This window comes from Haloarcula japonica DSM 6131 (assembly GCF_000336635.1).
In the GTDB taxonomy this organism is placed as follows: Archaea; Halobacteriota; Halobacteria; order Halobacteriales; family Haloarculaceae; genus Haloarcula; species Haloarcula japonica.
This window is the reverse complement of the sequence record NZ_AOLY01000044.1, coordinates 1-12,201: the sequence shown is the minus strand read 5'-3', so window position 1 is coordinate 12,201 and position 12,201 is coordinate 1. Positions and strand designations below refer to the sequence as shown.

General features: G+C 62.1%; 10 protein-coding genes. 5 read left to right on the top strand and 5 right to left on the bottom strand.

All coding sequences use genetic code 11. The features are described from left to right. Positions 1-537, bottom strand: a 537-nt coding sequence (locus C444_RS19905; protein ID WP_152420839.1) for a M20/M25/M40 family metallo-hydrolase, incomplete at its 3' end; no start/stop codon positions are given. 148 nt (positions 538-685) lie between these two features. Between C444_RS19905 and C444_RS19900 the strand changes: the two genes are divergently transcribed. Continuing rightward, positions 686-2,401: an N-acyl-D-amino-acid deacylase family protein gene (locus tag C444_RS19900; RefSeq protein WP_004594903.1), complete on the top strand. Its 1,716-nt coding sequence runs from the start codon at positions 686-688 to the stop codon at positions 2,399-2,401. 98 nt (positions 2,402-2,499) lie between these two features. On the opposite strand, the gene C444_RS19895 is transcribed toward C444_RS19900, so the two are convergent. After that, positions 2,500-3,618, bottom strand: a complete 1,119-nt coding sequence (locus C444_RS19895) for a BMP family ABC transporter substrate-binding protein (RefSeq protein ID WP_004594902.1) — start codon at positions 3,616-3,618, stop codon at positions 2,500-2,502. A gap of 195 nt (positions 3,619-3,813) precedes the next feature. Continuing rightward, complete coding sequence (locus C444_RS19890; RefSeq protein ID WP_004594901.1) at positions 3,814-4,965, bottom strand: BMP family ABC transporter substrate-binding protein; 1,152 nt, start codon at positions 4,963-4,965, stop codon at positions 3,814-3,816. Between the two features lie 308 nt (positions 4,966-5,273). On the opposite strand from C444_RS19890, the gene C444_RS19885 reads away from it, so the two are divergent. From C444_RS19885 to C444_RS19870, 4 genes are all read left to right on the top strand, one after another. Further along, a complete protein-coding gene (locus C444_RS19885; protein ID WP_049909660.1) occupies positions 5,274-6,935 on the top strand; it encodes an ABC transporter ATP-binding protein in 1,662 nt (553 codons plus the stop codon). Beyond that, the gene (locus tag C444_RS19880) at positions 6,935-8,035 is read left to right on the top strand and encodes an ABC transporter permease (RefSeq protein ID WP_004594899.1); all 1,101 of its coding nucleotides are present in this window, start codon (positions 6,935-6,937) and stop codon (positions 8,033-8,035) included. Before C444_RS19885 ends, C444_RS19880 begins: the two co-directional genes overlap by 1 nt. Then, positions 8,035-9,027, top strand: coding sequence for an ABC transporter permease (locus tag C444_RS19875; RefSeq protein ID WP_004594898.1), 993 nt, complete (start codon positions 8,035-8,037; stop codon positions 9,025-9,027). Before C444_RS19880 ends, C444_RS19875 begins: the two co-directional genes overlap by 1 nt. Positions 9,028-9,126: 99 nt before the next feature. Further along, entirely contained in the window at positions 9,127-10,161 is a 1,035-nt protein-coding gene (locus C444_RS19870) for an LLM class flavin-dependent oxidoreductase (RefSeq protein WP_004594897.1), read from the top strand. Positions 10,162-10,179: 18 nt separating this feature from the next. Here C444_RS19870 and C444_RS19865 read toward each other — a convergent pair whose 3' ends face one another. Both C444_RS19865 and C444_RS19860 read right to left on the bottom strand, forming a co-directional pair. After that, the gene (locus tag C444_RS19865) at positions 10,180-11,586 is read right to left on the bottom strand and encodes a uracil-xanthine permease family protein (RefSeq protein WP_004594896.1); all 1,407 of its coding nucleotides are present in this window, start codon (positions 11,584-11,586) and stop codon (positions 10,180-10,182) included. 221 nt (positions 11,587-11,807) lie between these two features. Further along, the coding region (locus tag C444_RS19860; protein ID WP_004594895.1) for a threonine synthase at positions 11,808-12,201 on the bottom strand (394 nt) is incomplete at its 5' end.

Sequence of the window (12,201 nt, the reverse complement as noted above, 5' to 3'; positions counted from 1 at the left end):
TGTGTATAAGAGACAGCCCTTGTAGCCGATGCGTTCGAGTTCGTCGCCGAACCGTTTGCCCTCTTTGTCCTCGCGCTCGTATGCGTAGTCGAGGTCGAAAATATCACAGTAGACTCCGCTGCCGAGCATATCCGGCTGGAAGCGGACGCCTTCCTCGTTGCTCCAGGCGACGACCTCCAGCGGGCGCTCGGTCGTCACGCCGGCGTCGTTGAACGCCTCGATGACCTCAAGCCCTCCGAGGACGCCGATAACGCCGTCGTACCGCCCGCCGTTGTACTGGCTGTCGATGTGCGACCCGAACAGGACCGGTGCGGCGTCGCCATCTGTTCCCTCTCGGCGACCGAAGATATTTCCCATCGTGTCGATACGGAGCTCCAGCCCGGCTTCCCGGAACCACTCGACCAGTGTGTCGCGGGCCGCCTTGTTCTCGTCGGACAAGCTCGGCCTGTTCACGCCGCCCCGTTCCGTCGCGCCGATCTTGTTGAACGTATCGAAGCGCTGTCTGAACCGCTCGCTATCGAGACTGACCGATGGCATTGGGTAGCTGTTCCGCGGTGTCGTCTTGAAGATTGTGTCGAGGTAGCACCACACAGGCTGACAGACAGGTGTGGCACGCGCTCGCCCGCTGTCACACACGGTTGAGACCACCGAAAGAGCCAAACGACCGTTCCGCGAGTCGGCAGACATGACCGAGCCGAGTGCCGCGTCTATCGCGTTCCGAGACGCGCGGGTACTGGACGGGAGCGGTCGCCCGCCGTTCACTGCGTGCGTGCGTGTCGCCGACGGTCGAATCGATGCCATCAGCGAGGCCCCGCTCGACGCCGACCGCGTTATCGATCTCGACGGGTCGTATCTCGCGCCGGGGTTCATCGATATGCATGCGCATTCGGAACTTCGACTGTTCGAGCATCCCGGCGCGAAAGAGAAACTGACGCAGGGAATCACGACGGAAGTCCTCGGCCAGGACGGGGTCAGCGTCGCTCCGGTGCCGCCGACCCTCACTGATGAGTGGGCGGAACGAGTCAAATCACTCGACGGCACGCTCGGCGAGTCGTGGCCCTGGCATACCGTCGACGGCTATCTCTCAGCGCTTGAATCCGCCGAGCCCGCTGTCAACTGCGCATACTACGCCCCTCATGGCAACATCAGGTCGATGCTGTCCGGGTTCGAGGACCGCCCACTCAGCGACGAACACGTCGTCGCCGCCGGACCAGTCACCGATCAACGGCTGGACAGACCGAAGTCAGACCACGACACAGCGCCCGGTGAACTCGACGCGATTCGACAGGAACTCGAAGTAGCGCTGGAAGCAGGCGCGTTTGGTATGTCCAAAGGGATGATATACCCGCCGAGTTCGTACGCCCGCGACGACGAACTGGTGGCGCTCGCTGACACCCTCGCAAAGCGCGATTCGTTCATGATCTCCCACGTCTGGAACGAGACGGACCGCGTGGTCGAATCTATCGACCGGTATCTCGACATCTGTCAGCGTGGCGGCTGTCACGCCCACGTCTCCCATCTAAAGGTCGGCGGCCAGCAGAACTGGGGAGATTCCGAGGCCGTGCTCGAACTGTTCGACGACGCCATCAACCGTGGCCAGCGGGTCACCTTCGACCAGTATCCATACACAGCCGGGTCGACGATGCTTACCGCGCTATTGCCGCCGTGGGCACGGCAGGGCGATTCGGAAGCCATCCGTCATCGGCTCAACTCCGCGGCGGTTCGCGACCGCATCGCCACTGACATCGCTCAGCCGGGTGATTGGGAGAACCTCGCGTACGCCGCCGGGTCGTGGGACAATATCCTCATCACGCGGACGGGAAGCGGGCGCTATCAGGGCGATACTATCGAGGACATCGCCGCCGAAATGGGACGCGACCCGGTCGACGCGATGTGTGAACTGCTCGTTGTGGAAGAACTGGACGTAACTATGGCCGATTTCGTGATGGCTGAAGACGACATCGAGCGGTTCCTCGCGGACGACCGCGGTACGTTCTGCACGGACGGTATCTTCGGCGGAAAGCCTCACCCGCGGGCTATCGGCGCGTTCAGTCGCATTCTCGAACGCTACGTCCGAGAGCGGGACGTGCTCTCACCAGAACTGATGGCGTATAAGGCCGCAGGTAACCCCGCCGATATCCTCGGCCTCAGAGACCGCGGCTACGTCCGGGAGGGATACATCGCGGACCTCGTGGCTTTCGACCTCGACTCGGTGTCGGCGAACGCGACCTACGAGAACCCGTTTCAGTTCTCCGACGGGATGGAGTACGTCCTCGTCGGCGGCGAGATTGCCGTCCGGGGCGGCGAACTGACCGGCGAGCGAAACGGCGACGTGCTTCGCTCTTACGAGGAGTGGGGTGGTGCGACCCGTCCCGAACTCGACCGCGCTGCGGACGGCTGATCGGCTGGCTTGCCCGCTCTGACCGATTGTCCGGTGACTTGCCTATCCGACCGCTCGGACAGTATCGGAGCGGAAACGAACGCCGAACCCCGGCCGCGCTACTCCGGTACTTCGTCGTCGACGGCGTCGACGAAACTGTTCATCTTCTGGAACAGGAACTCGTCGCTCTTGTCCTCGAACGGCGAACCGGCCCAGACGTCGAGTTCGCCGTTGACGATTTTCTCTTCCGTCTCGGCGACGGTGTCCTTGACCTCCTGTGGGACCTCCGGCCCCCACTCGTCGAGTGTGGGGAGGTTCGTCTCCATGCCGCCCCAGAAGGCATCGGATTCCCAGGTTCCGTCCCGAACTGCAGAGATAGTTGGGTCGTACACCTCTTCCCAGTTCCACACCGGGGAGACGAGGTAGTTGTCGCCGCCGAACTCGCCCATCGGCGCGTTGTAGCCGGAGGCCCACACGTCCGCCTCGTTGGCTGCCCTGACCGGAGCGGGGGAGTCCTGCTCCTGTGAAATAACGTCACAGCCCTCGTCGAGGAGTGAGTTGGCTGCCTGCTTCGAGGTCTGCGGGTCGAACCACGCGTTGACCCACCGGATTTTGAACGTTGCGTCCGGGTTCACCGACCGTGCGCCGAGCGCCATCGCGTTGATCGAGCGGATGACTTCGGGGATCGGGAAGGCGGCGACGTAGCCGATTGTGTTGTTCTCGGTCACCATCCCAGCCGCCTGGCCGGCCAGATACCGTGGCTGGTAGATCCGACCCATGTACCGTCCCATGTTCTCCCGGGTCCGATAGCCGGTCGCGTGCTCGAAGTACGTGTCGGGGTACTGTTCCGCGACGGTGTACATCGGGTCCTGGTAGCCAAACGTCGTTCCGAAGACGATGTCGGCGTCGCCCTGTGCGTATTGCTCGAAAACGCGTTCCGAGTCTTCCGGCGCGACAGCTTCCGTGTACTCGGTTTCCAGCCAGTCGTACTTCTCGTCGACCGTCTTTCGCCCCTCGTCGTGGGCGTGGGACCAGCCGAGATCGCCCACCTCTGAGATGTACACCCAGGCAGCAGTGACGGAATCCGATCCGGAACCTCCCTCGTCGCCGGTCGTCGTGCCGTCAGCCGTGTCACTGCCGTCGCTCCCGCCACTACAGCCGGCTAGTGCGGTTACTCCTGTCGCCCCAAGCGCACCCAGCATCTCCCGCCGCGATATCGTTCGGTTGGTATCCACCATTACTGAACTGGGTAGAGGTAGCGGAAACTCATACTTAAGCGATACCATTCTTGACCTTGCAGCGAAGGAATACATTGGGCCAAAATTGATCGAAACCCTCCATTTACCCTCAATAATACTACGAACGTTAGTATGATGGTCTGAAAGACACAGTATTCTCCAGGCGTGTACTGCGATTGGGGACCGGTGGCGGGATCAGTTCGGGACCTCGCCCTCGACGGCGTCGACGTAGCTGCTCATCTGCTGGAAGAGGAACTCGTCGCTCTTGCCTTCGAACGCCGAATCGGCCCAGACGTTTAGTTCGCCGTCGAGTATCGCTGACCGTGATTCCGAAACGGTGTCTTTCGCCTCCTGTGGGACTTCAGGCCCCCAGTCGTCCAGACTACAGATGCCTGCGTCGATCCCCTCCCAGTACACGTCGGATTCCCAGGTCCCGTCCCTGACCGACTCGATGGTCGGCCCATAGAACTCCTCCCAGTGCCAGATCGGGGACGTGAGATAGTTCTCGCCGGCGATATCGCCCATGGGGGCGTCGTAGCCGGTTGCCCAGATACCCGCATCGGAGGCCGCACGGAGTGCGGCGGGGGAATCCTGATGCTGGGCCATCACGTCGACATCCTCGTCCAGTAGGGCGTTCGCCGCCTCGCTCTCGGTCGGCGGGTCGAACCAGGAGTTCGTCCATCTGACTTTTAGCGTGGCGTTGTCGTTGACAGACGCAGCCCCGAGCGCGTAGGCGTTGATGCCACGGATGACCTCCGGAATCGGGAACGCTGCCACGTATCCCAGCGTGTCGGTCTCCGTGACGGTCCCGGCCGCTTGTCCGGCGAGATACCGGGGCTGATAGATCCGGCCCATGTACCGCCCCATGTTCTCCATCGTCAGGTAGCCGGTGTTGTGTTCGAAAAACGTGTCGGGATACTGTTCCGCCACGGACGCCATCGGGTCCTGATACTCGAACGTACAGCCGAAGATGATATCGGCATCACCCTGCGCGTACTGTTCGAACACCCGCTCGGAATCAGCTGGGGCGACAGCCTCGGTGTACTCGGTCTCAAGCCAGTCGTACTCTGCTGCGACCGCCTTCCGCCCTTCGTTGTGGGCCCATGACCAGCCGAGGTCGCCGACCTCCGAATTGTACACCCAGGCGGCGGTGATCGAATCCGTTCCGGACCCGCCATCACTGCCGGTCGTGGTACCGTCACCCGCTCCCTCGCCGGCGGTGTCGGTCGCCGCCTCGCCACTACCCCCGTCACCACCACTGCTACAACCCGCGAGCCCGGTAATTCCTGCTGCCCCGAGCGCTGTCAGTAACTCTCGTCTCGATTTGGTATGCTTCTTGTCAACCATTAACTAACCGGGTAGCCATTGCAGAAACAATAACTTAAATCGTTCCGTTCACGCAGCTTTCTCTATGATATTGTCCAAATATATGCTATAAATATGAGTTAATATCATATCGACTGGCAACTACCTGAATCATATGTTCATACTATTGTTGGTACAGACAGACGGAACCCAGATCCACAACGGTCGCTAACACATAACAACTAATACTTGGCAAATGTCCGCCATTTCCCGTTCTGGACGGCGAATATAGCTACCTTTGGAAACAATTATGCCACTACATTGTTGATACCCGCCCAAGATAAGAGAGCATGTCCGAAGACACCACGCTCAGGATGGAGGGGATTCTGAAGGAGTTCCCCGGGGTCGTCGCCAACGACCACGTCAACCTCTCCGTCGAGCGCGGGGAAATCCACGGCCTCCTTGGCGAAAACGGTGCGGGAAAAAGTACACTGATGAAGGTTCTGTACGGGCTCTATTCGCAGGACGACGGCGATATCTATCTCGACGGCGAGCGACTCGATCTCGGGTCGCCACAGGACGCTATCGACGCCGGTATCGGAATGGTTCACCAACACTTCATGCTGATACCGCGCCTGACTGTCGCCGAGAACGTTGTGCTCGGCGAACGTGAACCGGCCACAGCGTTTCGCAGCGATGCGGAGGACAGCTGGCTTCCGGCGGCGATCCGGAACAACAGCCTCGTCCAGTCGCTTGCCGGCCAGTTCTCACTCGGCCTCGACGTGCCCGAACAGCGGATTCAGGACCTAGCGGACCAGTACGGGTTCGACATCGACGTGAGCGCGAAGATCTGGGAGCTCGATGTCGGCCAGCAACAGCGCGTCGAGATACTCAAAGCGCTGTACCGAGATGTCGACCTCTTGATTCTCGACGAACCGACGGCGGTTCTCACGCCAACTGAGGCCGAGCGGCTCTTCGACTCGCTCGAACGGCTGACAGACGAGGGGCTTTCGATAATTTTCATTACGCACAAGCTCACCGAGGTCGACGCTATCGTCGACCGGGTAACGGTGCTCCGGGAGGGGCGAAACGTCGGCACCGCCGAGGTCTCGTCAGTCTCCCGGGCGGACCTCGCGGAGATGATGGTCGGCCGCGAAGTCCTGTTCGAAATCGACAGGGACGCTGTCGACCTCGGTGAGCCAGTGCTGCGCGCACGCGGGGTCAGGGCCACCGACAATCGAGATATCGAAGCGCTCTCAGGTATTGACCTGACGGTTCGACAGGGCGAAATCGTCGGTATCGCGGGCGTCAGCGGTAACGGCCAGAAGGAACTCGCTGAGGTCATGGCTGGTATCCGAGACGTGACGGCCGGCGAGGTCGTGGTCAACGGCGATGACATCACCGGTGCGAAACCGAGAACGTTCGTCGACAGCGGCGTCTCGTTCGTTCCGGAGGACCGGCTTCAGTACGGCTGTGCCGAGGACCTCTCGGTGATGCACAACGCCACGATGAAGGATTTCAGGGACAGCCGGTTCGGCGACCGGCCGTTCCTGAACTACGGGGAACTCCGTGACTACGCAGAGACGTTGGTCGAGGAGTTCGATGTCCGCGGTGTCAGCGACGTGACCGAGACCAAGGCCGGCGACCTCTCCGGAGGGAACCTCCAGAAACTCATTTTGGCGCGGGAAATCTACCGCGACCCGGACTTGCTCATCGCGAACCAACCGACTCGCGGTGTCGACGTCGGCGCAATCGAGTTCATCAGGGAGACGCTGCTCGAACAGCGGAAAGCGGGAACCGGCATAATCCTCCTTTCGGAAGACCTCGACGAGATATTCGACCTGAGCGACAGGATTCTCGTCGTCTACGAGGGCGAGTTCGTTTACGAGACGACACCGGCCGAAGCCGACCGAGAACGGATCGGGCTGGAGATGACTGGTGGTGGCGACGACGAAGGCCAGATGGAGACATCGCCGCCTCCGTCCGGCGTCACACAGGGGAGTGAGAGCTGATGAACGTCGCAGTAACTGTCGACGCACGCGAGGACATCCCAGCTTGGTTGGCCTACGGGACGCCCGTGTTCACGGTTCTCGCCGCGCTGGCAGTGAGCGCCATCGCACTGGTCGTCCTTGACGTGAGCCCCGTCGCGGCGTACAGGACGATGTTCGTCGAGACGCTCGTGACCGAGTTCGGTCTCAGCGAGACGCTGACGAAGGCGATCCCGCTGATTTTGACGGGTCTGGCGGTGTATCTCCCGTTGAAAGCGGGCCTGTTCAACATCGGTGCCGAAGGGCAACTCGTCGCCGGCGCGCTCGCGGGGACGTGGATCGGGCTGAACGTCTCGCTTCCGGGGCTCGCACTGGTTCCGCTGATGTTCGTTGCCGCAGCCGTAGCCGGCGGTATCTGGGCTGGTATCCCGGCGTACCTGCGTGCGAAGTGGGACGTCAACGAGATCATCACGTCGCTCCTGCTGACGTTCGTCGCGCTCGAAATCCAGAGCTACCTGCTCCGGGGACCGATGCAGGGTGGGACCGGGAACTTCCCGCAGTCGGATCGGTTCTCCGAGGCCGCGACGATTCCGGAACTGTTCGGCGGCGTCCACGCCGGTCTCCTCGTCGCCGTCTGTATGGTGATAGCGACGTACGTCCTGATGACGAAAACCCGGCTCGGGTTCGAAATCACGTTCGTCGGCTCGAACGACGAGGCCGCCCAGCAGGCGGGCATGAGCAAATTCTACGTGTATCTCCTCGTGTTCGTCGTCGGGGGTGCGTTCGCGGCCATGGGCGGCATCAGCGAGATCGCCGGCGCACAGGGTCGATACCGCGCTGGGTTCGAACCCGGATACGGCTTCACGGCCATTCCGATTGCACTGCTTGGTCGCAACAGCGCGCTCAAAGTGATGCTCGCGGGGCTGTTCTTCGCCGTCCTGTTCGTGGGCGGGTCGAGCATGGAGGTGGCCTTTGGCGTGCCCGCAGCGCTGGTCGAGATTATCCAGGCGTTGGTCATTCTCTTCCTGATTACGGCGGAGTTCTTCAAGAGCTACCGCGTCGGTATCGACCTCAAACGCGGGCCAGCGGAAACGCCAGCCCACCCACAGCGGGGTGACGACTGATGGTGAGCTTCATCGCCGGCCTGCTCGACGCCACAGTGCAGGCGGCGACAGTGCTTCTCCTCGCTGGGATGGGCGAACTCATCAGCGAGCGGGCGGGCGTCCTCAACCTCGGCGTCGAGGGCATGATGCTCGTCGGCGCGCTTGGTGGGTTCATCACCACCGTCGTCACGGGGAGCCACTGGCTTGGATTCGGCGTCGGCATCCTCCTCGGGATGGTGCTGGCGCTAGTTCACGCCTTCCTCTGTATCACGCTGAAGTCGAACCAGGTCATCAGCGGCGTCATGCTGACGCTGCTTGGGACCGGGCTAACGACCTTTTTCGGCTCTGGCTGGGTCGAAGAGTCGATCAACGGGTTCCCGCAGATAACGTTCCCACTCGTCGGCCAGTACCTCGTTGGTATCCCGATTATCGGCGAGGCCCTCTTCCGGAGCACGGCAACGGACTACCTCGCGCTCGGCCTGCTGGTCGTGGTCTGGTACTTCCTGCATCACTCCAACCTCGGGCTGGAGATGATAGCCGTCGGTGAGGACCCAGAGATGGCGGATACGATGGGCGTGTCCGTGTTCAGGCTGCGGTACCTCGCGGTGCTCATTGGGGGCGGGTTCGCTGGCGCGGCCGGAGCACACCTCTCACTGGCCTTCTCACAGCTCTGGGTCCCCGGCATGACTGCGGGCCGGGGCTGGATCGCCGTCGCACTGGTTATCTTCGCGCAGTGGCGGCCCCGCCGGATGCTCGTGGGGGCGTATCTGTTCGGGCTGCTCGACGCGTTGCGCATTCGCTCACAGTCCATCTCACTGACGCTGGGCCCCGATGCGCCCTTCGCCAGCGTCATCAACCCCATCGTCGAGTTCCTTATGACACCACAGATCATGGGAACCTACCCGTATCTGGCGACGATTCTCGTGCTGGCGTACGCCGTCATCCGGACCAAGAGCGACCAGCTCGCGGTCCCCTCGGCGCTGTTGCAGTCCTACAGCCGCGAGACGGACTGACTGTTCCGCGACGCGAGCCAATACCGGCGGCCACACCTTCCACAGACCGTGTGTGTGGCCAAATCTATTTATCGGTATTCGGAGAATCCAATATGTCTCATGAGCGCCAATCAGGTCTTCGAGAGAGGCGACCGTGTCGGTATCTACTTGCAGGACAAACACTCGCTAGAAGAGAACGTCGAACTCGTGCAGTACGCGGAGGAGCAGGGCATCGACGAGGTCTGGCAGGCCGAATCGCGGCTCGCACGCGACGCTGTTTCCCCGCTCGGTGCGTACGCCGCGGTCACCGATGACATCAAACTCGGAACCGGCGTCATCAACAACTGGACGCGCAACGCGGCGCTGATCGCACAATCAATGAGCACGCTTGAAGAACTCGCCGGCCCGGATCGCATCATGTGTGGCATCGGCGCGTGGTGGGACCCGCTGGCCGAGAAAGTCGGTATCGACCGCAGCGGCGCACTCCGGGCGATGCGTGAGTGTGTCGAGGTGACAAAGGACCTGCTGGACATGGAGAACGTCACTTACGAGGGCGAGTTCGTCCAGATGCGGGACGTGGAACTGGACGTGGTCCACGGCGACGACGGGCCGCGAACCGTCCCCGTCTACGTCGGCGGGACCGGGTTCAAGATGCTGGAACTCACCGGCCACTTCGCCGATGGCGCACTGCTGAACTACCTCGTCAGCCCGGAGTACAACGAGAAGGCCCTCGACGCACTGGAGACCGGGGCGGAGCGCGGCGACCGCTCACTCGACGACATCGACCGGCCCCAGCTCGTCGTCTGTTCGATGGACCACGACGAGGAGCAGGCTCTGGACAACGCCCGCGAACTCATCACGCAGTACCTCGGGCAACAGCCCCACATCATGAAAGCCAGCGGCGTCAGTCAGGACCTCATCGACGAGGTGGGAGAGACCATCGGCGGGTGGCCGGCCGACAAGGACGACATCAAGGAGGGGATGCACCTCATTCCGGACGACGTGGTTCACAAACTCACCGCCAGCGGCACGCCCGAACAGTGCCGAGAGAAAGTCCGAGAGTACGCAGAGACGGGCTGTCAGTGTCCGATTCTCTATCCACTAGGCGAGGACCGGCGGTTGATGATCGACGAGTTCGCGGACGGCTACCTGTAGTCCGTCCCGGACCGGCGCTCAGTCGTCGTCGACCGGCGGTGCGCCCGCTCCGGCGTCGGTCGGACTCGGCTCCAGCCCTGCGGTGTACTCAGTTGGTCCGGTGCCGACGCTTCCCCCAGGGAACACGACGTTGAGAATGAGGGCGGCCATTCCCCCAGTGACGAGCGCGGACCCGAACAGCGTCTGCACTTCAGATGGGAAGTTCTGGAGGATTTCCGGGCGGAACGCGACACCGAGGCCGAGTGCCATCGACATCGCCAGGATGGTCGAGTTGCGGTGGTCGAGTTCGACGTTTTGCGTGATGAGGCGTGCACCGGAGGAGAATATCATCGCAAACAGGATGAGCGCGCCGCCGCCCAGCACGGCGTCGGGCATCGCCGAGACGATTGCGCCGACCTTCGGGACGAACCCGAGTGCAAGCAGCACAACGCCCCCGATGCCGGCGACGTAGCGGCTTGCGACGCCGGTGAAATTCACCAGACCGACGTTTTGCGAGAACGACGTGTTCGGGAGCGCGTTGAACACCGCGCCGAAGACGCTCATCACGCCGTCGGCGACGAGGCCGCCGCGGACTTCTTCGCGAGTGGCGTCCCGACCGGTCGCGGACACTGTCCCTGAGATATCCCCGATGGTCTCCATGCCGGTGATGATATAGAGGAATGCCACGGTGACGACGGCGCTTGGCTCGAACGCGAGGCCGTATTTGAGCGGAACGGGAACCGTCACCCAGCCGGCAGCGGCGACCGCTGAGAGGTCGACCACGCCCAGTGCGAGCGCGACGAGGTAGCCGACGACGATGCCCACGAACACGCTGATGACGCGGAGAAAGCCCTCAAAGAACTGATTCAGCCCGACCGTGACGATCAGAACAAGTCCCGCGAGGCCGAGATTCACGAAGGAACCGTACCCCTCCGCTGACGGGCCGGCCGAGGCCCCCGCGGCGTAGTTCATCCCCGTGGGAATGAGTGTCAGGCCGATGAGCATCACGACGATACCGGTGACAAGCGGCGGGAAGAACCGTCGGAACCGGTCGAACGAGACGCCCATGACGATTTCGACCGGCGCAGCAACCAGCGATGCCCCGAAGACGGCGGCGATACCGAACTGGTTGCCGATACCGATGAGTGGGCCGAGAAACGCGAAGCTGGTCCCCATGACAACCGGAAGCCGCGCGCCGACGGGGCCGACCGGGTACGCCTGAACGATGGTCGCGACACCGGCGACGATCAGCGCCATCTGGACGAGAAACGTCGTCTCCCCTGTGACAGAGCCGACGGCCCCCGCGAGGATGAGCGGGGGTGCGACGTTGCCCAGGAACATCGCGAGGACGTGCTGGATCCCGAGTGGGATTGCCTTCCCCAACGGCGGCTTGTCTTCGATATCGTACAGTACGACCGACTGCTGTTCCGACTCTGGACCGCTCATGCAACGGCATCCAACGCCCTGTCTTTTCAATCCACCTACTGGAATCCTAATACCAACATATGTGTTTAATTTTGTCGAGGATACGCAATCGTTTGTCCCGGTAATTTGGGAATACTGTGGCAAAACAGTCCGGACTAATTCGAAATCCGAGTTTCTCAGCTCGGCGGCGTCTCGGAATCGGATCAGAAAGTCGGCACTAGCAGGTTAGTCGTTCCATGGTGTCAGTCGTCGGCCGCGGCTTCCTCGGCCGTACCGTACAGGCCTTCGACCTCCGTGATTTTGGGGTCGATTCGATCTACTCCACCGGTCGCCTTCTCGGCGCTTTTCGTATCCTTCAGGCCGAAGCCGGTGGACACCACGACGACGGTTTCGTCCTGTTCGATGATCCCCTGATCGAGTGCGGTCTGGACGCCGGCGACGGGCGTCGCGCCCGCCGGCTCAGAATAGATACCTTCGGTGCTGCCAAGTAGCGTTTCGGCCTCCAGAATCTCCGCATCGGAGACCAGCACGCTGGTTCCGCCGCTCTGTTCCAGCGCGCGGCAGGCCTTGATCGTGTTCCGCGGTCGTCCGACCGCGATTGAATCGGCCAGGGTTTCGGCGATATCGTCGATGTCC

Excerpts from the sequence above, each read along its gene's own strand:
- C444_RS19890 (WP_004594901.1), bottom strand. The coding sequence starts at position 4,965 with ATGGTTGACAAGAAGCATACCAAATCGAGACGAGAGTTACTGACAGCG.
- C444_RS19870 (WP_004594897.1), top strand. The coding sequence starts at position 9,127 with ATGAGCGCCAATCAGGTCTTCGAGAGAGGCGACCGTGTCGGTATCTAC.
- C444_RS19885 (WP_049909660.1), top strand. The coding sequence starts at position 5,274 with ATGTCCGAAGACACCACGCTCAGGATGGAGGGGATTCTGAAGGAGTTC.
- C444_RS19875 (WP_004594898.1), top strand. The coding sequence starts at position 8,035 with ATGGTGAGCTTCATCGCCGGCCTGCTCGACGCCACAGTGCAGGCGGCG.
- C444_RS19880 (WP_004594899.1), top strand. The coding sequence starts at position 6,935 with ATGAACGTCGCAGTAACTGTCGACGCACGCGAGGACATCCCAGCTTGG.
- C444_RS19865 (WP_004594896.1), bottom strand. The coding sequence starts at position 11,586 with ATGAGCGGTCCAGAGTCGGAACAGCAGTCGGTCGTACTGTACGATATC.
- C444_RS19895 (WP_004594902.1), bottom strand. The coding sequence starts at position 3,618 with ATGGTGGATACCAACCGAACGATATCGCGGCGGGAGATGCTGGGTGCG.
- C444_RS19900 (WP_004594903.1), top strand. The coding sequence starts at position 686 with ATGACCGAGCCGAGTGCCGCGTCTATCGCGTTCCGAGACGCGCGGGTA.